We start from the raw sequence: 18,917 nt of genomic DNA, 5'->3' as shown, positions 1-18,917 counted from the left end.
AGGTTGGGATGGGGGCTGGCGGAGCTGGCTCGAAAACCGCTATTTATTTCGTAGCTGCCTGCACCCGTCCCTGCTGAATTGCAGGCATGCACGACCGCTGAAAGCCCCCATCCCGGCCTTCCCCCAAAGGCGGGAAGGAGCAACCCCGGGGAGATTTAGCCCTCCTGCCCGCCGCCGCGCACATCGAACTCCACCTTCCAGTGCTCGCCGCCCTGCGTGGCCACGGCCGTCAGCGCCAGCGTGCCGGTGTCGGTGGCTACGGCGCGCAGCCTGACCTGCACGATCTCGCCGGCGGGCCGGCCTTCGGCGAGCAGGGTCGCCTGGATTTCGCCGAGTTCCTGCAGTTCTTCGGGCTGCCAAAAGTCGAGCAAGACGCCCAGCGCGTCCTGGCGCCGCACCGACGAGCCGAAAAAGCGCAGGTGCATCGGCTCGCCGACAACCAGGCCGAATTCCTGCGTCTGCAGCTCGGCCTCGATGCCTTCCTCCATGCCGAAGGGCGCAATGCACAGCGCCTGGATGGGCGGCTCGAAGCCCGGAATCGCCGGCATCGCCGACTCGACCGCGACGTAATAAGCGCGCGCCGTGCCGCCGCGAATCCGCACGCCCTGGCCGCGCCGCACATAGCCGTAATACGCGGCGCCGCGCGCCACCGCCAGGTCCATGTCGGCGCCAGCGAGCGCGCGCGCCGGCGCGGCCTGCTCGGCCGCCAGCCAGCCGTTGAGCGTGTCCAGCGTGCGCTCGATCAGGATGCTGGATTTGAAGACGCCGCCGTTGAACAGCACCGCCGTCGGATGCAAAAAGCTAGCGGCCGCATCGGTCTGGCCGGCAAAGCCTTCCAGCTCGGCCGTGGCGCCGGCCTGGCGGCCCAGCAAGGCGGCCAGATGACGCGTCACGCCGGCGTCCTGCGCATACGGCAGGCCGAGTTGCGTGAGGCCGCCGCGCGCGCGGTTCACCGGCCGGGCGGCAGCATCCACCTCGGGGAAAAAGCCTTCGAGCAGCGCGCCGCGCACCTCGGCCTGGGTCAGCTCGGTGCGCACCGAGCCGCCAATCAGCTTGGCGCCCCGGCTGGGAACGACGATGGGCTGTACTTCGAGCGTTGCATCGCCCAGCAGGCTTTCCTTGGCGCTGCGGCAGGCATAGGTCAGTGCGCGCATCTGCCACGGGTCGAGCTGCTTGCCCTCGGCGGCCAGCTTGCGCGCCACGACGTGCGCCAGCATCAGGTCCATGTTGTCACCGCCGAGCAGAATATGGTCACCCACGGCGACGCGGTGCAGTTCCAGGTTGCCTTCGCGTTCCAGCACCGCGATCAGCGAAAAGTCGCTGGTGCCGCCGCCGACGTCGATGACCAGGATGATCTCGCCCGGCTTGACGTCCTTGCGCCACTGGCCGGCGCTGCCCTGAATCCAGTGGTAAAGCGCGGCCTGCGGCTCTTCGAGAAGCGTCAAGGATTGATAACCGGCGGCGCGCGCGGCCTCGGCGGTCAGTTCGCGCGCAGCCGGGTCGAACGACGCAGGAATCGTGATGGTCACGTCTTGCTGGTCAAACGGTGCTTCGGGATGCGCATGGTCCCAGGCCTGACGCAAATGCGCCAGGTAGCGGGTCGAGGCTTCGAGTGGCGAGACGCGCGCCACTTCGGGCGGCGCGTCGTTCGGCAAAATCGCCGCGCGCCGGTCCACGCCGGGGTGGCAGAGCCAGCTTTTGGCGCTGGACACCAGGCGGATCGGCGTCTGCGCGCCGCGCGAGCGCGCCATCTCGCCGACGGCGAAGCTTTGCTCGCCGGTCCACGGCAGCGCCAGGTCATCGGCGGCCAGTTCGCTTTCATGCGGCAGGTACAGGAACGACGGCAGCAGCGGCAGGTTGCCGACGCTGCCGGGCGCGGTCAGCTGCGGAATGTCAAGCACGCCATAGCTGGTCTTTTCGCCATCGCTGGCGCCAATGTCAACATATGCCAGCGCGCAATGCGTGGTCCCCAGGTCGATGCCGATGGAAAATTGCGGCTCGGCGGCCGTGCCTGGCGCGTCGGCGGCCTTGGCGGCGTTCACAGTTCCACCTCGGCCTGGGCCAGCACGCTGGCGTCGTGGCCGGCGGCCAGACGCGGCAGCCGGGTGTCGGTGGCGCGCCAGCCCCGATGGCTCAGGGCGCCATGGAACGGCGCCTGGCCGACCACGTTGCCGGTCAGGCGGACGGCCCGGGCGTCAAAGCCGCCCTGCAGCGTGATGCGGCTGCCCTCGGCTTCGGGCCGAACCGGCGCCAGCGTGAAATGCTCGCGTAGCACGCGGGCGCAGCCCTCATGCACCAGCCGCGCCGGGCCGCCGATCTCGGCGTCGGTGTAGCCGCTCAGGTCTTCCTGCACGAAGTCGATCAGGCGCGCCTCGCGCTGCAGCAGGGCCAGCAGCTGCAGCGCCGCATCGGGCGTGGCATCCTTGAACGCGGCCGGAGCGACGGGCACCGGCACGGCGGCAGGCGCAGGCGCTGCCGGCGTTTCCCCATGCTCGCGCAAGTCCTGCACGCGGGCGGCATAGCCGGGGTTGGACAGGGTGCTGAAAAAGCTGCCAAAGGCGAGCGAAACGCGTTTGAAAAAGGAAGGGGTCGGGTCGGTCATCAAGGCTCCTGATGGCGTCGGCCGGGGGCCGAACATGAAATGAAGGGATGGGGGCTTGCAGGAAAACCCGTGCCGGGCGGCACGGGCTGCCCGCAGGCGCGGACCGGGGAAAAGGCTGCAGCGCCCTGGACTCGAAAGCCTTCCCGGGTCTGGGCTCCTGTTGCAAAACGCTATTGTCCATAGAAAAACCGCGCCCGCAGGCCATGGCGGGTAGTTTTTAAGGGTAAAAAGTGCCTTTTGCGCATATCCCACATGCGCAAGCAGCTATTTAATTAATAGCATTTCGAGACCGGCGCGAAAAAGCCGCATGCCTTCTTGCAACGGCATGCGGCCCTGAAAGACCGGCCTTTGGGCCAGCCTACGGCTTTTAGCCTGGCACCGCGCTCAGCGCGGCATTGAAGGTCGCGCTCGGGCGCATCACAGCCTTGACCTTTTCCGCATCCAGCAGGTAGTAGCCGCCGATGTCGGCCGGCTTGCCCTGCACTTCTTTCAGCTCGGCGACGATTTGCGCCTCGCTCTCGGCCAGGGTTTTGGCCAGCGGCGCGAACTGCGCCTGCAGCGCGGCGTCTTCGGTCTGCTCGGCCAGCGCCTGCGCCCAGTACATCGCGAGGTAGAAATGGCTGCCCCGGTTGTCGAGTTCGCCGGTACGGGTCGAGGGGCCTTTGCTGTTGTCCAGCAGCTTGCCGGTGGCGGTGTCCAGCGTTTTGGCCAGCAGGCTGGCCCTGGCGTTGCCGGTCTTCAGGCCCAGGTCTTCGAGCGACACGGCCAGCGCCAGGAACTCGCCCAGCGAGTCCCAGCGCAGGTGGTTTTCTTCCACCAGCTGCTGCACATGCTTGGGCGCCGAGCCGCCAGCGCCGGTTTCGTACATGCCACCGCCAGCCATCAGCGGCACGATGGACAGCATCTTGGCCGAGGTGCCGAGCTCCATGATGGGGAACAGGTCGGTCAGGTAGTCGCGCAGGATGTTGCCGGTCACCGAGATGGTGTCCAGGCCGCGCGCCACGCGCTCCAGCGTGAAGCGCATGGCGCGCACCTGGCTCATGATCTGGATGTCCAGGCCGCTGGTGTCGTGATCTTTCAGGTAGAGCTTGACCTTCTTGATCAACTCGTTTTCATGCGGGCGGTAGGGGTCGAGCCAGAACACGGCCGGCATGCCCGAGTTGCGCGCGCGCGTCACGGCCAGCTTGACCCAGTCGCGAATCGGCGCGTCCTTGACCTGGCACATGCGCCAGATGTCGCCGGCTTCGACGTTTTGGCTCAGCAGCACTTCGCCGGTGGCGATGTCCACGATGTTGGCCACGCCGCCCTCGGCAATCTCGAAAGTCTTGTCGTGCGAGCCGTATTCCTCGGCCTGCTGGGCCATCAGGCCGACGTTGGGCACGGTGCCCATGGTCTTGGGGTCGAAGTTGCCGTGCCACTTGCAAAAGTTGATGATCTCCTGGTAGATGCGGGCAAAGGTCGATTCGGGCATCACGGCCTTCACGTCCTTCAGGCGGCCGTCGGCGCCCCACATCTTGCCGCCGTTGCGGATCATCGCGGGCATGGACGCATCGACGATGATGTCGTTGGGCGAGTGGAAATTGGTGATGCCCTTGGCCGAATCGACCATGGCCAGCTCGGGGCGGTGCTCGTGGCAGGCGTGCAGATCGCGCTTGACCTCGTCCTGCGTGCTTTGCGGCAGCGTGGCGATCTTCTCGTACAGGCTGGCCATGCCGTTGTTCACGTTCACGCCGATTTCATCAAACAGCGCGCCGTGCTTGGCAAACGCGTCCTTGTAGAAAATCTTCACGCAGTGGCCGAACACGATGGGGTGCGAGACCTTCATCATCGTCGCCTTGACGTGCAGCGAGAACATCACGCCGGTCTTGTAGGCGTCGTCGATTTCCTTCTCGTAGAACTCGACCAGCTCTTTCTTGCTCATGAACATGGAATCGATGATCTCGCCGGCCAGCAGCGACACCTTGGGCTTGAGCACCAGGGTCTTGCCGCTTTTCGTGCTCAGTTCCATCTTCACGTCGCGGGCCTTGCTAAGTGTCAGCGACTTTTCGCCGTGGTAGAAGTCGCCGTGGTGCATGTGCGAGACATGCGAGCGCGACGCCTGGCTCCACTCGGCCATCGCGTGCGGGTTCTTGCGCGCGTATTCCTTGACGGCTTTCGGCGCGCGGCGGTCCGAGTTGCCTTCGCGCAGCACCGGGTTGACGGCGCTGCCGATGCAACGGGCATAACGCGCGCGGATGTCCTTTTCGGCGTCGGTCTTGGGGCTTTCGGGGAAGTCGGGAATGTTGAAGCCCTTGGACTGCAGTTCCTTGATGGCAGTCACCAACTGGCCGACCGAGGCGCTGACGTTGGGCAGCTTGATGATGTTGGTGTCGGGGTCCTGCGTCAGCTGGGCCAGTTCGGCCAGCGTGTTGGGCACGCGCTGCGCCTCGGTCAGGAATTCGGGGAATTCGGCCAGAATCCGCGCTGCGACCGAGATGTCGCTCTCGGCGACTTCAATGCCGGCCGGCGCCGTGAAGGTGCGCACGACGGGCAGAAAAGACCAGGTCGCCAGCAGCGGCGCCTCGTCGGTGAGCGTGTAGATGATTCTTGATTTCTTGTCTGTCATTTTTATCCTCTTGCTTTCGGGTGGTTGAGCTGACCTGGCAATATAGGGGATGGGCCTGTCGCCAAACTGAAGGGCGCGCCAGGAAAACGCTGTCGGGAACGTCAAGTCATCTCAGGATGTGAATTTTACGCCCGGCATATGCAAACGTTCAGGTGTAGGGATGAACAGACGCCTGACGGTGGCGCGTGAACCAGGTGTGCAAACGGCGGACGGAACGCAAAAACGGCACCCGAAGGTGCCGTTTAAGGTTTATATTGCCAAATAGGCTTCCAGCGCATATCCAGCAAGCGCAAGCAGCTATTGAATTCATAGTAAAAGTCAAGCAAAAAAAAGCTCCAAATCCTCCCATTGCCTGTTTTTGAGGTTCCATGTTTTTTGTCAAGCTTTTGGGTCAAGCCGGGCTGGGTATTAACCTGGCCGGCGCACTGGCAAGCAGCGCGCAATGTATATCGTGTATATACTTTGAATTTTTCAAGGAGGCACCCATGCGGACCCGAGTCTTCAAAAGCGGCAATTCGCTGGCCGTGCGTATTCCCAAGGAGTTGGGCTTCGTTGACGCGGCGCAAGACGTTGAAGTCGAGCGTGTCGGCAACACGCTGGTGCTGCGGCGGGTGGCGCAGGAAACCATTGGGGACCTGACGGAAATTCTGGCCGCTTTCCCCCCAAGTTTCATGGCTGGAGGCCGTGAATTCCATGATGAGCAGGAGCGCGACTGGAGCGGATTTGGCAGCGCAGGCGCCCACAAAGCGCAAGACTAAGCCATGCGTTTCCTGCTCGATACCAATATCTGCATTTACGTGCTCAAGGCGCATCCGCCGCAAGTGCTGGAGCGCTTCAAAACCACGCCTTTGGGCGACGTTTTGATGTCGGTCGTGACCTATGCCGAACTTCGGCATGGCATCGAACGCTGCCCCGAGGAAGACCGCGAGGCAGCCGACCAAGCCTTGCAACGCTTTATTGCACGCGTGCCGGTGCTGCCCTTTGATGAACGCGCAGCTCAAAGTTATGGCGTGCTGGCCGCCGCCGTGCGCGACCGCCGCCGGGACGCCATGGACCGCCTGATTGCCGCCCACGCCCTGAGCGTCGGCGTCACCCTTGTCACCCACAACGAAGCTGATTTCAGCAGCTACCCCGGACTGGTGATTGAGAACTGGGCGCGCGCCGCATGAACGCAGGCGGGCAACGCCTCTTTTATCGCGGGCCGGAAAACGAAAACGGCGCCTGACGGCGCTATTTTTACATCCAGCAGCGGCAGCGGCGTCACGTCGCCCAGCGCCGGATTTCCCGTTTTCAGCCAGGCCAGGGCGGGCGGGCCGTCCTCGAATACTTCTTCGGCGCGCTCCACCACGCGGGCAAACCGGACGAACTTGGCCGACTCTTCGGCCGACAACAGGCCCTCGCGCTTGCGCCTGGCCAGCGTGCGCTCGGGAATAGCCAGCGCGTGCGCCAGCTCGGACTGGGCGGTGCGGGTTAGGCGGCTGATGGCCTCGACCGATGCGGCCGGCAAGCCGCGCCGGACCAGCGGAATCCAGTCCATGACCGTGCGGGCTGGGCCTGCAGCACCTCGGCGCCGCCAAGCAAGGTGAAAGCGGATACAGGCGTGCGGCGCGCGGTGAACCATGTGATGGTGCAGGCCTACTGGGAGATCGGGCGCCTGGTTGTTGAGGGCGAACAAGGAGGCGAAAGCCGTGCCGAGTATGGCAAGGGCTTTTCAAGCACCAACCTCAAGCTGTTTCGGCAGTTCTATCTCGCCTATCCAATAAGTCACACAGTGTGTGACCAATCCGGTTTGGGGCGTTTGAGCTGGTCGCACTTTCGCCAATTGCTGCGGGTGGAGAGTGTGCCGGCCCGCACCTGGTACGCCAGCGAAGTCGCCGCCCAGGGCTGGAGCGTGCGGGCGCTGGACCGCCAGATCAGCACCTTGTTTTACGAGCGGCTGCTGGGCAGCCAGAACAAGGCCGGCGTTCATGCCGAGGCTAGCGCGCTGATCAGCCGCGACGCCCCGGCCGATCCGCGCGATTTCATCCGCGATCCTTATGTGCTGGAGTTCCTCGGCGCGCAGCCCGATGCCGGCCTGTATGAGCTGGACCTGGAGCAAGGGCTGCTGGACCAGCTGCAAAAATTTCTCATGGAACTGGGCAAGGGCTTTGCGTTTGTCGCCCGCCAGAAGCACCTGCGGGTCGAGGGCGAAGACTGTTTCGTGGACCTGGTGTTTTACAACTACCTGCTCAAGTGCTTTGTGTTGATAGACCTGAAGGTCGGCAAGCTGGCGCATCAGGACGTGGGCCAGATGGACATGTACGTGCGGGTGTTCGAGGAACAGTTTCGCGGCGAAGGCGACAACCCGACGCTGGGGCTGATTTTGTGTTCGGAGCGCAATGCCGCCGTGGCCAAATATTCGCTGCTGGCCGATAACGCACAGCTGTTTGCCAGCAAATACCAGTGGCTGGTGCCGTCCGAGGACGAGTTGCGGACCGAGCTGGAGCGGGACCGGGCCATGCTGGAAAATGCGCGGGGCACGGCTGATTGAGCTTGTGACAACCCGGAAAGCGAAAACGGCGCCCAAAGGCGCCATTTTATTTTTTACAAGCCAAATAGGCCTCTTGCGCACACCTGACGGGCGCAAGCAGCTATTCAATCCATAGCAACTCGCGCCACTAAACTCAAGCCGTCCCCGCCTTCACCTTCAAGCGCCACGCATGCAGCAGCGGCTCGGTGTAACCGCTAGGCTGGGCCAAGCCCTTGAACACCAGGTCGCAAGCCGCCTTGTACGCAGCCGACGTATCAAAATGCCCGGCCATCGGCTTGTACAGCGCATCGCCCGCATTCTGGCCATCGACCACGGCGGCCATGCGCTCGAAGGTTTCGGTGATCTGCGCTTCGGTCACGACGCCATGGTGCAGCCAGTTGGCCATGTGCTGGCTGCTGATGCGCAGCGTGGCGCGGTCTTCCATCAGCGCGATGTTGTGGATGTCGGGCACCTTGGAGCAGCCCACGCCCTGGTCAATCCAGCGCACCACGTAGCCCAGGATGCCCTGCGCGTTGTTGTCGAGTTCCTGCTGCTTTTCGGCGGCGGACCAGCCTGGATTGACGGCGACAGGAATCGTCAGCAGGCCGTTGAGCAGGTTGTCGCGCTCAGCGTTGACGTCGATCTTTTCGAGTTCCTTTTGCACATCCGACACCAGAATCTGGTGGTAATGCAGCGCGTGCAGCGTGGCGGCGGTCGGGCTGGGCACCCAGGCGGTGTTGGCGCCGGCTTTCGGGTGGCCGATTTTCTGCTCCAGCATGGCGGCCATCAGGTCGGGCATGGCCCACATGCCCTTGCCGATTTGCGCCTTGCCGCGCAGGCCGCAGCTCAGGCCGGTCAGCACGTTGTTTTTCTCGTAGGCGGCAATCCAGGCGCTGGTCTTCATGTCGCCCTTGCGGATCATCGGGCCGGCCTGCATGGCGGTGTGCATCTCGTCGCCGGTGCGGTCCAGGAAACCGGTGTTGATGAAGGCCACGCGCGCTTCGGCTTCGGCAATGCAGGCCTTGAGGTTGACGCTGGTGCGGCGCTCTTCGTCCATGATGCCGAGCTTCACCGTGTTGGCCGGCAGGCCGAGCAGGCTTTCCACGCGGCCGAACAGTTCGGCGGCAAAGGCGACCTCAAACGGGCCGTGCATCTTGGGCTTGACGATGTAGACGCTGCCGGTGCGCGAGTTCTTGATACCCGGCTGATCTTTGCGCTTGAAGTCGTGCAGGGCGATGGTCGTGGTGATGACCGCATCCAGAATGCCTTCGGGAATTTCCCTGCCGCCTGCGTACAGGATGGCCGGATTGGTCATCAAATGGCCGACATTGCGAACGAACATCAGCGAGCGGCCGTGCAGCGTGACGGGCTGGCCGTTGGCGCCCGTGTAGTCGCGGTCGGGGTTCAGGCCGCGCGTGAAGGTTTTGCCGCCCTTGCTCACTTCCTCGGTCAGCGTGCCTTGCAAAATGCCGAGCCAGTTGCCGTAGGCCAGCACCTTGTCTTCGGCATCGACCACGGCGACCGAGTCTTCCAGGTCAAGGATGGTCGACAGGGCCGACTCGATCACCAGGTCGCTGATACCGGCCGAGTCCGTCTTGCCGATGGTCGTGGCGCGGTTGATGATGATGTCGATGTGCAGGCCGTTGTGCACCAGCAGCACCGACGACGGGGCCGCAGCGTCGCCCTGGTAGCCGACAAAACCGGCCGGGTCCTGCAGGCTGGTCATGCCGTTTTCCATGGAAATGACCAGCTGGCCGCCCTCGATGCTGTAGCCGGTCGCATCCTTGTGCGAACCCGAGGCCAGTGGCGCGGCCTGGTCGAGCAGCTTGCGGGCGAAGGCAATCACCTTGGCGCCGCGCACCGGGTTGTAGCCCTTGCCTTTTTCAGCGCCGTCAGTTTCGGGAATGGCGTCGGTGCCATACAGCGCGTCATACAGCGAACCCCAGCGCGAATTGGCGGCATTCAGCGCGTAACGCGCGTTCAGGATCGGCACGACCAGTTGCGGGCCGGCCTGCACGGCCAGTTCGGCATCGACATTGGCGGTGGTGATGGCGACGGTGTCGGGCTGCGGCACGAGGTAGCCGATGCCCTCTAAAAAAGCGCGGTAGGCGGACATGTCGGCGATGGGACCGGGATGGGCGGTGTGCCAAGCGTCCAGCTCGGTCTGCAGGCGGTCGCGCTCGGCCAGCAGGGCGATGTTTTTCGGCGCCAGGTCGGCGACGATGGCGTCAAAGCCGGTCCAGAATGGGCTGCTCTCGACGCCGGTGCCGGGCAGTACCTTGTCTTCGATGAAGCGGTAGAGTTCGGTCGCGACCTGCAGGCCGTGACAGGCGGTGCGTTCGGTGGAGTTGGTCATTTGAAAATTCCTTTGAAAAAAAAACAAAAAAGCGAAATGGATACGGATGCGCCAGCGGCCCGCTCAAGCCAGCGCTTTGAAAAAATAATAAACCGTCAGCGCGCAGCCCACGGCAATCACCATGCGGCGCAGCCACGGCCCCTGGATTTTGCGCGCCATGCGCGCGCCCCAGTAGCCGCCCAGGCTGGCGGTGACCAGCATGACCAGCGTGTGCGGCCAGCTGACCGCGCCGGCGACCACGAAGGTCATCACGGTGACGCTGTAGATCACCGCCGACAAAATGTTTTTCAGCGCATTGATGTGCTGCACGTCCTCATGCCCGCCAATCGCCAGGCTGGCCATCATCAAAATGCCCATGCCGGCGCCAAAAAAGCCGCCGTAGACCGACACCAACAACTGCACAAGCCAGCCGACGGGCGAGCCGGCGCCGTGATCGCCGCCTGCGGGCTGGGCAGTCGCCGGGCGCATCCGCCGCAAGGCGCTGGAGAGTTGCGGGCTGAAGGCGAACAGCCCGGTGGCAAAGGCCAGCAGCCACGGAATCAGGGCGGCAAAGCGTGCATCGCCGGCCAGCAGCAGCAGCAGTCCGCCCGCCGCCCCGCCGATGAACGAGGCGATGCCCATGGGCAGCAAATAGCGTTTGTAGCGCGCCAGTTCCCGCCGGTAGGCCCAGGCGCCGCTCAGGCTGGCCGGCCACAGCGCGACCGAGTTGCTGGCGTTGGCCACTACCGGGCTCAAGCCGACCGCGAGCAGCGCCGGAAACGAGAAAAACGTTCCACCGCCGGCCATGGCATTGACCGCGCCGGCGGCGAACCCACCCACACCGATCAGCAGCACGTCCCAAAGCGTCATGCGGGCGCGCCGTCGCCAAAGGGCAGCGACAGCACGTCGCGCAGGCTGCATCCGGTGTGGATCGGCTGGGTGCCGAGTTCCTCGAACGGCAACTGGCTGCGGTTGACCCACAGCGTCTGGTAGCCGAACCAGGTGGCAGCCAGCGCGTCCCAGCTGTTGCTGCTGACAAAGGCGATCTGCCGCGCCGGCAGGCCGGTGGCTTGCAGGCCGAGCGCGTAGGCGTCAGGGTGGGTTTTGTACCTGCGGATGGCGTCCGTGCTGATGACGTGGTCGAACAGGCCGCCCAGCCCGGCCGACTTGACGGCGACTGCCAGCATCGCCGGGTCGCCGTTCGACAAGATGCCGGTGACCACGCCCCGGCGTTGAAGCGCCTGCAGCACCTCGCGGTTTTCAGGAAAAGCCGTCAGGCAGCGGTACTGGTTCATCAGCTGCTCGATTTGGGCATCAAACCGGCCGTTTGCGCTATCGGCGCGGGCATCAGGCACTATTTTTTTAATAGCATAGACCAGCGCCGCGCGGGTCAGCTCCCAAAAGGGCCGGTAGTGCGCGCCATGGCTGCTGGTGCTGACCAGGTGGGTGTATTCGATCTGCTTGTCGCGCCACATCAGGCTGAGCGCCTGGCCGCGACCGGGAAACAGTTGCTCGGCCAGCAGAGCGACGCTGTACACGTCAAACAGCGTGCCGTAGGCGTCGAACAGCACGGCGCGCAGGGGCTGGGCGATGGCGGGGCGGGTTTTTTCCATGCCGCTACTTTATTTGATCCTTGCGCAAAGATTAATGACCTGAAATGCGATGTATCCATGACCTAAAGCGATGCAATCTGGTTTCCGGTCCAAGGGGTTCGCGTCGATCGCCGCTTTCCATGCGGCCCAGGCCAGGCCTTGAGGCCAGCATCGCCGATGGCACGAAGGGTTGGCCGCCGCGCCGCATAATTCGCGTCCATGGCCAAACTCAAGCAGCTCGAATCCTTTGTTTCCGTCGTCGCGCGCGGCAGCCTCACGGCGGCGGCGCTGGCCGAGGGCGTGGCGCCGGCCATCATGGGCCGGCGGCTCGATGCGCTGGAAGAGCGCCTGGGCGTCAAGCTGCTGGTGCGCACCACCCGGCGCATCACGCTGACGCACGAGGGCAGCGCCTTTCTGGAAGACTGCCAGCGCCTGCTGGCTGACCTGGCCAATGCCGAGGCCAGCGTGTCGGCCGGTGGCGTGAAGGCCAGCGGCCACCTGCGCATCACCGCGCCGGCCGGTTTTGGCCGGCGCCATGTGGCGCCGCTGGTGGCCCGGTTCCGCGAGCAGCATGCCGACGTGACCATCACGCTGAACCTGAGCGACCGCGTGGTGGACCTGGCCGGCGAGGGCTTTGACTGCGCGGTGCGCGTCGGCGACATGCCCGATTCCATGCTGGTCAGCGTGCGCCTGGCCGACAACCGGCGGCTGTGCGTGGCCACGCCGCAGTTCCTGAGCCGGCACGGCACGCCGCTGCATCCGGGCGACCTGGCGCGGTTTGACTGCCTGAGCCTGTCGAGCGATGCCTCGCAGACGCGCGGCTGGGCGTTTCGCGTTCCGCGCAATGCGCTGGTTGATGACGGCGACACCGAGATCATCCACCTCAAGCCCGGCGGTCCGCTCGACTGCTCGGATGGGCAGGTGTTGCACGACTGGTGCCTGGCCGGCTACGGCATTGCCTGGCGCAGCACCTGGGAAGTCGAATCCGAAATTGCCGCCGGCCGGCTGGTGGCGGTGCTGGAAGACTTTGCCGCCCCGGCCAACGGCATTTACGCCGTGTTTCCGCAGCGCAAGCACCTGCCGCTGCGGGTGCGGCTGTGGATTGATTTTTTAAAGCACCACTATAGCCAGCCGGAATTCTGGCGGCAGTGAGGCAACAGGACGCGCCGAAAAGCAATTTCATGCATCAAACAAGCCTTTTGCGCTTGACCGTGTTGCATAAGCAGCTATTAATAAAGTAGCGTTTTTACCTTGAAAACCTAGAACAACCCGGCCACCAGCCACAGCGCGGTGCCCCACATCATCAGCGCCACCAGCCCGTCCAGCGCGCGCCAGACCCACGGCGCCTTCAGCCGGCTGCCCAGGCTCCACATGGCCAGGCCCAGGGCCACGAACCACAGCAGCGAGCCAGCCGCCGCGCCCAGGCCGAACACGGCGTTGTCGGGCCGGGCGTAGGCCAGCGACGCAGTGCCCATCAGCACGGCGGTATCAAGCCAGGCATGCGGATTGAGCCAGGACATGGCCAGCGCCAGCCCGACCGCCCGGCGGCGCGACATGCCGGTTTCGGCATCGTCCCGCGCATCTGGCACGGCCGGCGCGGCAGGCCGCACCAAGCGCTGCATCGCCTGCGCGCCATACAAAAACAGCAGCACGGCGCCGCCGCCCGTCAACGCGCCCAGCACCTTGCCCGACAAGCCGCCGAGCTGCGCCAGCCCGCCGACGCCCACGGCAATCAGCGCCACATCGGTGGCGACGCAAATCGCCACCGTGAGCCACAGGTGCTCGCGCCGCAGGCCCATGCGCATGACATGCGCGTTTTGCGGGCCGATGGCCATGATGAGCGACAGGCTCAAAGCCAGGCCAGCGAAGAAAGCCGGGGCGGTCAGGATATTCATGAGGAAACAAAGCCAGAAATGGGTTGCGGGAATGCCAAAGGTGCAGGCGACCAGCCAGTGTCGCCATTCCGGCTGATAAATTAAATGGATTTAATTAAAATTGGCTTTACTCAATAAAAACTAAAGCAAACAGATGCTCGATGCCCGGCAACTTGAAGCCCTCGCCGCCGTGATTGAAGGCGGCAGTTTCGGCGCGGCCGCCAAGGCGCTGAGCCTGACGCTGGCGGCGGTGTCGCTGCGCATCAAGTCGCTCGAAGCCGCGCTCGGCCAGCGCCTGCTGGTGCGCGGCAAGCAGGTCCGGGCGACGCCGGCCGGCCAGGCGCTGGCCGGGCATGTCCGGCAGCTGCGTCTGATGGAGGCCGACCTGATCGCCGGCCTGCCGGGCGCCGATGCCGGCGCGGCGGCGGGCATGCAGAGCCTGAGCGTGGCGGTCAATGCCGATTCGCTGGCCAGCTGGTTCTTGCCGGGTGTGGCGCCGGCGCTGCAGCAGCACCGCCTGCTGCTCGACGTGGTGGTCGATGACCAGGACCACACGCACGACGCCCTGGCCAGCGGCGACGTGACCGGCTGCGTCACCACGCTGGCACGCGCCATGCGCGGCTGCGTGGCCGAGCCGCTGGGCATCATGCGCTACCGCTGCGTGGCCGCGCCTTCGCTGCTGGCCGAATGGGCCGGCGCGCTGCCGCACCGCCTGCTGCGCAGCCCGGCGGTGATCTTCAACCGCAAGGACGCGCTGCAGGACGCGTGGCTGGCGCAGCATTTCAATTTGCACGGTGCGCTGTACCCGCGCCACTTCGTTCCTGCCGTCGATGCGTTCGAACTGGCGCTGGAACTCGGCCTGGGCTGGGGCATGGTGCCCGACCTGCTGCTGCGGGCCCGCGCCGGGCGGGCGCCGCTGCAGGAAGTCGTTCCCGACCGGCCGGTCGATGTGGTGCTGTACTGGCAGCACTGGGCGCGCGAGCCGCTGGCTGCCGGGTGCCTGACACAGGCGATCAAGCGGGCCGCGCGGGAATGCCTGCTGCAAGGCTGAAGCGGCGGACTGGCGGCGTCAGCACAGGCCGAAATTCACATCGAAAAACGGCTCTAGCGCTTTCCAAGCATGCCTTTACAGCTATGCTTTCAATAGCTGGAAGCGGGTCAGGACTTATTGGCCTTTTTAGCTGCCCAGGCACGTCTTCATGAAGGCCTTGCGTTCGTCGCCGGTCTTGCCCTTGGCGTCGGCATTGCAGGTTTTCATCTTGCTCTGCTGGGGAGTGCCCTGCGCCACCGTCTTGGCGCTCAGGCATTCCTTCATGAAAGCTTTTCGATCGTCGCCCTTCTTGCCGCTGGCGTCCTGGTTGCAGGCCGCCATCTTGCTTTGCTGGGCGGTCTTGGCCGGCGGTGCCACCGTGGCGGCGGCAGGCGACACCGCTGCCGGTGCGGCCTTGGCCGGCGCAGGCGCGGCCGATGCGGCTTTTGCCGGGGCGGCCGGTGCGCTTTGGGCGCGGGCTCCGGCGGACAAGCCCATCGTCAGGGCAAAGGCAATGGCGATCAGGGACAGCGGTTGGTTCATGGTGGCTCCAATAGGTGAAATGGACGTGATTTCCGGCCGGAAATCCAGTCCATAACGCAGACGGCGTCCGATTCGATGACCGGGTTTGCGCCGGGCCGCGCGCCAATTCGGGCCGAATGGGCTTGACCGTAAAATCCGGCGATGCTTTCGATTAAAAAAGACCTGCTCTCCGCCTTGGCTGGCGCCTTGGAACAACTCGCTCCTGGCGCCGGCGACAAAGCCGCCTTCGAGTCGCCCAAAGTCGCCGCGCATGGCGATTTCGCCTGCACCGCTGCCATGCAGCTGGCCAAGCCCCTGAAACAAAACCCCCGGCAGACGGCCGAAGCGCTGCGCGCCCTGCTCTTGCTGTCGCCGGCCTTCGAGCGCTGGGTTGATGCGGTTGAAATCGCCGGCCCCGGCTTCATCAACATTCGGCTCAAGCCCGCCGCCAAGCAGGAAACCGTTCGCGAGGTGCTGCAGGCCGGCAGCGCGTATGGCAGTCAGCCGCTTGAGCATGGCCGCAAGATGATTGTCGAGTTCGTCTCGGCCAACCCGACCGGCCCGCTGCATGTCGGCCATGGCCGGCAGGCGGCGCTGGGCGATGCGATCTGCAACCTGTACGCCACGCAGGGCGCGCAGGTGCACCGCGAGTTTTACTACAACGACGCCGGCGTGCAGATCCAGACGCTGGCGAACAGCACGCAGCTGCGGGCCAAGGGCTTCAAGCCGGGCGACGACTGCTGGCCCACCGACCCCGACAACCCGGCCAGCAAGGCGTTCTACAACGGCGAATACATCGCCGACATTGCCAGCGACTTCCTGACCGGCAAGACCGTCAAGTCGGACGACCGCGAATTCACCGCCTCGGGCGACGTGGACGACCTGGACGCCATCCGCCAGTTCGCCGTGGCTTATTTGCGCCACGAGCAGGACCTGGACCTGCAGGCGTTTTCTGTCCGGTTCGACAACTACTACCTCGAATCCAGCCTGTACAGCGAGGGCCGGGTCGAATCGACGGTGCAGCGCCTGAAGGACGCCGGCAAGACCTACGAGCAGGACGGCGCGCTCTGGCTCAAATCGACCGACTACGGAGACGACAAGGACCGCGTCATGAAAAAGAGCGACGGCACCTACACCTACTTCGTTCCCGACGTGGCCTACCACCTGGCCAAATGGGAGCGCGGCTTTACCAAGGCCGTCAACATCCAGGGCATGGACCACCACGGCACCATCGCCCGGGTGCGCGCCGGGCTGCAGGCGGCCAACGCCGGCATTCCCCTCGGCTACCCCGACTATGTGCTGCACACCATGGTGCGCGTGGTGCGCAACGGCGAGGAGGTCAAGATTTCCAAGCGCGCCGGCAGCTACGTCACGCTGCGTGACCTGATCGAGTGGACCAGCGCCGACGCGGTGCGCTTCTTCTTGCTCAGCCGCAAGCCCGACACCGAGTACATCTTCGACATCGACCTGGCCCTGGCCAAGAACAATGAAAACCCGGTGTACTACGTGCAGTACGCGCATGCGCGCATCTGCTCGGTTCTCACGGCCTGGGGCGGCGATGAAAGCGCGCTCAAGGCAGTGGACCTGTCGCCGCTGGACAGCCCGCAGGCGCAGGCCCTGATGCTGCTGCTGAACAAGTACACCGACATGCTCAGCCATGCGGCGGCCGGTTTTGCGCCGCACGACGTGGCGTTTTACCTGCGCGAACTGGCCGCCTGCTACCACAGCTACTACGACGCAGAGCGCATTCTGGTCGATGACGAAGCCGTCAAACTGGCGCGCCTGGCACTGGTCGCGGCCACCGCGCAGGTGTTGCACAATGGCCTCGCGGTGCTGGGCGTCAGCGCGCCGCGCAAGATGTAATCGGCTTGAAAACTTCACCCTTTAAAAAGCATCCAACTCATATGCAAGTTACGGTCAAGTCGTGGGAATACGGTATGAAAAAGCAACGCGGTGGCACCCTGCTGGGTCTGGTGATTGGCGCGCTGGTCGGCCTGGGCATTGCGCTGACGGTGGCGGTGTACATCACCAAGGTGCCGGTGCCTTTCATGAACAAAGGCCCGTCGAGCACGCCGGAAAGCGACGCCGCCGAAGCCCGCAAGAACAAGGACTGGAATCCGAACGCGCCGCTGGCCGGAAAGAACCCTGCGCGCGCAGCAGCGCCGTCCGCATCGGGCGAGCTGAGCCTGCCGGCCGAGCCACCCACCGCCAGCGACGTGCCAGACCCAGTGCTGGCGCCCGAAGAGCCCAAAAAACCTGAACGCGTCGTGAAACCGCCAAAAACCGCCACGGCGCCCGCTACGCCAGTTGCGCCCGCCGCTCCGGCGGCGGCACCGACGCCTGCTCCCACAGCCGTGGCCAAACCGGCCCGTCCCCCGTCCGCCGACCCGCTGGGCGACCTGGCCAAGGCCCGGTCTGAAAGCCCGGCCGTCAGTTCGGGGACTTCGGACCCTTTCAACTACTTCATCCAGGCTGGCGCCTACCGCACGCCTGAAGACGCCGAACAGCAGCGCGCCCGGCTGCTGCTGCTCGGCATGCAGGCCAAGGTCACCGAACGTGAGCAGGCCGGCCGCACCGTGTACCGGGTGCGCGTCGGTCCGTTTGACAGCAAGGACGATGCCGACCGCATCAAGGACCGGCTGGACAACAGTTCGATCGAAACGGCACTGGTCCGGGTGCAGCGTTAAGTGCTAAATCCGGCGCCGGCTGAACTTTTCCGGCCTGCCGTGTCCAATAGTCGTACCTACTGATCAGGAGAAAAATTCAATGCAACGTCGCGCGTTTTCAATTTCAGCCGTCACGCTGGCTGCGGCCACCGGCATTTCCGCCCTTCCCACGCTGGCGCAAGCCCAGGCCAGGGCCTTTCAAAGCGGCTCCGACTACCTCACGCTGGACAAGCCGGCCGCCACCGAGGCGCCCGCCGGAAAAGTCGAGGTGGTCGAATTCTTCTGGTACAACTGCCCGCACTGCAATTCCTTCGAGCCGATGTTCGATGCCTGGGCCAAGAAACAGTCCAAGGACGTGTCAGTGCGCCGCTCGCCGATTGCCTTTCGCCCCGACTTCGAGCCGCAGCAGCGCCTGTATTACGTGCTGGAAGGCTTGGGAAAAATCGACGAACTGCACAAGAAGGTGTTTTACGCCATCCATGTCGAAAAGCAGCAGCTCAACACAGCCGACCAGATCACCGCCTGGGCCGACAAGCAGGGCATTCCCAAGGCGAAGTTCCTTGAAATGTACAACTCGTTTTCAGTCAGCACCAAGGTGCGCAAGGCCACGCAACTGCAGGACGGCTATGCGCTCGACGGCGTGCCTGCCCTAGGCATCAATGGCCGTTATTTCACGTCTGGCACGCAGGCCAAAACGCTCGAACGCTCATTGCAAGTGGCCGACTCCCTGATCGCGCAGTCCCGGCCAAACGCCAAATAAGTCCCCGCTGGAGAAGGGGCGCGCAGCCTTGCGTGCCCTCCAAAGCCCTGATCAGCGGCAGATCGGGCTCTGTCTTCTTGCTATTTATTCAATAGCTACCTGCGTCCGTCCAGCTTGCGCAAATGGCCTAAAAGGCAATAAATTTCCTGGTTTTCGGCGACCCTGAAGCTTCAGGGCGGGACACCCCTTCCCGCCTTTTCAGATCCGCTGGCTTACCGATACATGCCCATCCAGACCCGACCTCCCGGCCCTCTCCGGGCCTGCGCCGTGTTACGTTCGGTCACGATTTTCCCGCTCCCGAATACAAGCTTTCATCCTACATATCAATGTAAAAAAATACGACTTTTAGTGTCTAATTGAACCGTACCCTGAAATTGATAAAACTATCAATAAAGCATCACCGGGTGTTTCTTTCTTGCCCG

The 18,917-nt window shown here is 64.3% G+C and carries 17 protein-coding genes; 8 read left to right on the top strand and 9 right to left on the bottom strand.

The window, feature by feature from the left end; translation table 11 throughout:
* Positions 1-155: 155 nt before the first annotated feature.
* The 3 genes from ACP7AD_RS15800 to ACP7AD_RS15790 all read right to left on the bottom strand — a co-directional run bounded on the left by ACP7AD_RS15800 (position 156) and on the right by ACP7AD_RS15790 (position 5,207).
* Complete coding sequence (locus ACP7AD_RS15800; RefSeq protein ID WP_426148704.1) at positions 156-2,042, bottom strand: Hsp70 family protein; 1,887 nt, start codon at positions 2,040-2,042, stop codon at positions 156-158.
* Positions 2,039-2,602: a DUF2760 domain-containing protein gene (locus ACP7AD_RS15795; protein WP_426148705.1), complete on the bottom strand. Its 564-nt coding sequence runs from the start codon at positions 2,600-2,602 to the stop codon at positions 2,039-2,041. Before ACP7AD_RS15795 ends, ACP7AD_RS15800 begins: the two co-directional genes overlap by 4 nt.
* Positions 2,603-2,969: 367 nt before the next feature.
* Positions 2,970-5,207, bottom strand: a complete 2,238-nt coding sequence (locus tag ACP7AD_RS15790) for an NADP-dependent isocitrate dehydrogenase (protein ID WP_426148706.1) — start codon at positions 5,205-5,207, stop codon at positions 2,970-2,972.
* A gap of 485 nt (positions 5,208-5,692) precedes the next feature.
* On the opposite strand from ACP7AD_RS15790, the gene ACP7AD_RS15785 reads away from it, so the two are divergent.
* Both ACP7AD_RS15785 and ACP7AD_RS15780 read left to right on the top strand, forming a co-directional pair.
* Positions 5,693-5,965 carry an antitoxin gene (locus ACP7AD_RS15785; RefSeq protein ID WP_426148707.1) on the top strand — a complete coding sequence of 91 codons (273 nt, stop codon included), beginning with the start codon at positions 5,693-5,695 and terminating at the stop codon, positions 5,963-5,965.
* Positions 5,966-5,968: 3 nt separating this feature from the next.
* Positions 5,969-6,376, top strand: a complete 408-nt coding sequence (locus tag ACP7AD_RS15780) for a type II toxin-antitoxin system VapC family toxin (protein ID WP_426148708.1) — start codon at positions 5,969-5,971, stop codon at positions 6,374-6,376.
* Here the strand turns inward: ACP7AD_RS15780 and ACP7AD_RS15775 are convergent.
* Positions 6,334-6,744, bottom strand: coding sequence for an antitoxin Xre-like helix-turn-helix domain-containing protein (locus tag ACP7AD_RS15775; protein WP_426148709.1), 411 nt, complete (start codon positions 6,742-6,744; stop codon positions 6,334-6,336). The two genes, ACP7AD_RS15780 and ACP7AD_RS15775, sit on opposite strands and share 43 nt — an antisense overlap.
* A 45-nt stretch (positions 6,745-6,789) precedes the next feature.
* On the opposite strand from ACP7AD_RS15775, the gene ACP7AD_RS15770 reads away from it, so the two are divergent.
* Entirely contained in the window at positions 6,790-7,737 is a 948-nt protein-coding gene (locus ACP7AD_RS15770; protein ID WP_426148710.1) for a PDDEXK nuclease domain-containing protein, read from the top strand.
* Positions 7,738-7,870: 133 nt separating this feature from the next.
* On the opposite strand, the gene ACP7AD_RS15765 is transcribed toward ACP7AD_RS15770, so the two are convergent.
* The 3 genes from ACP7AD_RS15765 to ACP7AD_RS15755 form a co-directional block, all read right to left on the bottom strand.
* Positions 7,871-10,072 carry a malate synthase G gene (locus ACP7AD_RS15765; RefSeq protein WP_426148711.1) on the bottom strand — a complete coding sequence of 734 codons (2,202 nt, stop codon included), beginning with the start codon at positions 10,070-10,072 and terminating at the stop codon, positions 7,871-7,873.
* A 63-nt stretch (positions 10,073-10,135) separates the two neighbouring features.
* Complete coding sequence (locus ACP7AD_RS15760; protein ID WP_426148712.1) at positions 10,136-10,921, bottom strand: sulfite exporter TauE/SafE family protein; 786 nt, start codon at positions 10,919-10,921, stop codon at positions 10,136-10,138.
* Positions 10,918-11,664, bottom strand: a complete 747-nt coding sequence (locus ACP7AD_RS15755; RefSeq protein WP_426148713.1) for a haloacid dehalogenase type II — start codon at positions 11,662-11,664, stop codon at positions 10,918-10,920. Before ACP7AD_RS15755 ends, ACP7AD_RS15760 begins: the two co-directional genes overlap by 4 nt.
* A gap of 198 nt (positions 11,665-11,862) precedes the next feature.
* On the opposite strand from ACP7AD_RS15755, the gene ACP7AD_RS15750 reads away from it, so the two are divergent.
* Positions 11,863-12,795 (top strand): LysR family transcriptional regulator, encoded by a 933-nt coding sequence (locus ACP7AD_RS15750; protein ID WP_426148714.1) that lies wholly within the window; start codon positions 11,863-11,865, stop codon positions 12,793-12,795.
* A gap of 107 nt (positions 12,796-12,902) precedes the next feature.
* Here ACP7AD_RS15750 and ACP7AD_RS15745 read toward each other — a convergent pair whose 3' ends face one another.
* Positions 12,903-13,538 carry a LysE/ArgO family amino acid transporter gene (locus ACP7AD_RS15745; RefSeq protein WP_426148715.1) on the bottom strand — a complete coding sequence of 212 codons (636 nt, stop codon included), beginning with the start codon at positions 13,536-13,538 and terminating at the stop codon, positions 12,903-12,905.
* Between the two features lie 133 nt (positions 13,539-13,671).
* On the opposite strand from ACP7AD_RS15745, the gene argP reads away from it, so the two are divergent.
* Entirely contained in the window at positions 13,672-14,568 is an 897-nt protein-coding gene (gene argP / locus ACP7AD_RS15740) for an HTH-type transcriptional regulator ArgP (protein ID WP_426148716.1), read from the top strand.
* A gap of 126 nt (positions 14,569-14,694) precedes the next feature.
* Here the strand turns inward: argP and ACP7AD_RS15735 are convergent, their stop codons facing one another.
* Positions 14,695-15,090, bottom strand: coding sequence for a PsiF family protein (locus tag ACP7AD_RS15735; RefSeq protein WP_426148717.1), 396 nt, complete (start codon positions 15,088-15,090; stop codon positions 14,695-14,697).
* A 141-nt stretch (positions 15,091-15,231) separates the two neighbouring features.
* Here ACP7AD_RS15735 and argS point away from each other — a divergent pair, with 141 nt between their 5' ends.
* The 3 genes from argS to ACP7AD_RS15720 all read left to right on the top strand — a co-directional run bounded on the left by argS (position 15,232) and on the right by ACP7AD_RS15720 (position 18,495).
* A complete protein-coding gene (gene argS, locus ACP7AD_RS15730) occupies positions 15,232-16,932 on the top strand; it encodes an arginine--tRNA ligase (RefSeq protein WP_426148718.1) in 1,701 nt (566 codons plus the stop codon).
* Positions 16,933-17,006: 74 nt separating this feature from the next.
* Positions 17,007-17,756: an SPOR domain-containing protein gene (locus tag ACP7AD_RS15725; protein WP_426148719.1), complete on the top strand. Its 750-nt coding sequence runs from the start codon at positions 17,007-17,009 to the stop codon at positions 17,754-17,756.
* A 79-nt stretch (positions 17,757-17,835) separates the two neighbouring features.
* Positions 17,836-18,495, top strand: a complete 660-nt coding sequence (locus ACP7AD_RS15720; RefSeq protein ID WP_426148720.1) for a thiol:disulfide interchange protein DsbA/DsbL — start codon at positions 17,836-17,838, stop codon at positions 18,493-18,495.
* The last annotated feature ends 422 nt before the right edge of the window (positions 18,496-18,917 follow it).

It is taken from the genome of Polaromonas sp. DSP2-3-2b2 (assembly GCF_049895905.1).
Taxonomy (GTDB): domain Bacteria; phylum Pseudomonadota; class Gammaproteobacteria; order Burkholderiales; family Burkholderiaceae_C; genus Polaromonas.
Note: the sequence above shows the minus strand (reverse complement) of the source record. Positions and strands in the feature narration are given on the sequence as shown.

Bases quoted from the DNA above. Each gene is read 5' to 3' on its own strand.
- ACP7AD_RS15795 (WP_426148705.1), bottom strand. From the start codon at position 2,602: ATGACCGACCCGACCCCTTCCTTTTTCAAACGCGTTTCGCTCGCCTTT.
- ACP7AD_RS15790 (WP_426148706.1), bottom strand. From the start codon at position 5,207: ATGACAGACAAGAAATCAAGAATCATCTACACGCTCACCGACGAGGCG.
- ACP7AD_RS15785 (WP_426148707.1), top strand. From the start codon at position 5,693: ATGCGGACCCGAGTCTTCAAAAGCGGCAATTCGCTGGCCGTGCGTATT.
- ACP7AD_RS15780 (WP_426148708.1), top strand. From the start codon at position 5,969: ATGCGTTTCCTGCTCGATACCAATATCTGCATTTACGTGCTCAAGGCG.
- ACP7AD_RS15775 (WP_426148709.1), bottom strand. From the start codon at position 6,744: ATGGACTGGATTCCGCTGGTCCGGCGCGGCTTGCCGGCCGCATCGGTC.
- ACP7AD_RS15765 (WP_426148711.1), bottom strand. From the start codon at position 10,072: ATGACCAACTCCACCGAACGCACCGCCTGTCACGGCCTGCAGGTCGCG.
- ACP7AD_RS15760 (WP_426148712.1), bottom strand. From the start codon at position 10,921: ATGACGCTTTGGGACGTGCTGCTGATCGGTGTGGGTGGGTTCGCCGCC.
- ACP7AD_RS15755 (WP_426148713.1), bottom strand. From the start codon at position 11,664: ATGGAAAAAACCCGCCCCGCCATCGCCCAGCCCCTGCGCGCCGTGCTG.
- ACP7AD_RS15750 (WP_426148714.1), top strand. From the start codon at position 11,863: ATGGCCAAACTCAAGCAGCTCGAATCCTTTGTTTCCGTCGTCGCGCGC.
- ACP7AD_RS15745 (WP_426148715.1), bottom strand. From the start codon at position 13,538: ATGAATATCCTGACCGCCCCGGCTTTCTTCGCTGGCCTGGCTTTGAGC.
- argP (WP_426148716.1), top strand. From the start codon at position 13,672: ATGCTCGATGCCCGGCAACTTGAAGCCCTCGCCGCCGTGATTGAAGGC.
- ACP7AD_RS15735 (WP_426148717.1), bottom strand. From the start codon at position 15,090: ATGAACCAACCGCTGTCCCTGATCGCCATTGCCTTTGCCCTGACGATG.
- argS (WP_426148718.1), top strand. From the start codon at position 15,232: ATGCTTTCGATTAAAAAAGACCTGCTCTCCGCCTTGGCTGGCGCCTTG.
- ACP7AD_RS15725 (WP_426148719.1), top strand. From the start codon at position 17,007: ATGAAAAAGCAACGCGGTGGCACCCTGCTGGGTCTGGTGATTGGCGCG.
- ACP7AD_RS15720 (WP_426148720.1), top strand. From the start codon at position 17,836: ATGCAACGTCGCGCGTTTTCAATTTCAGCCGTCACGCTGGCTGCGGCC.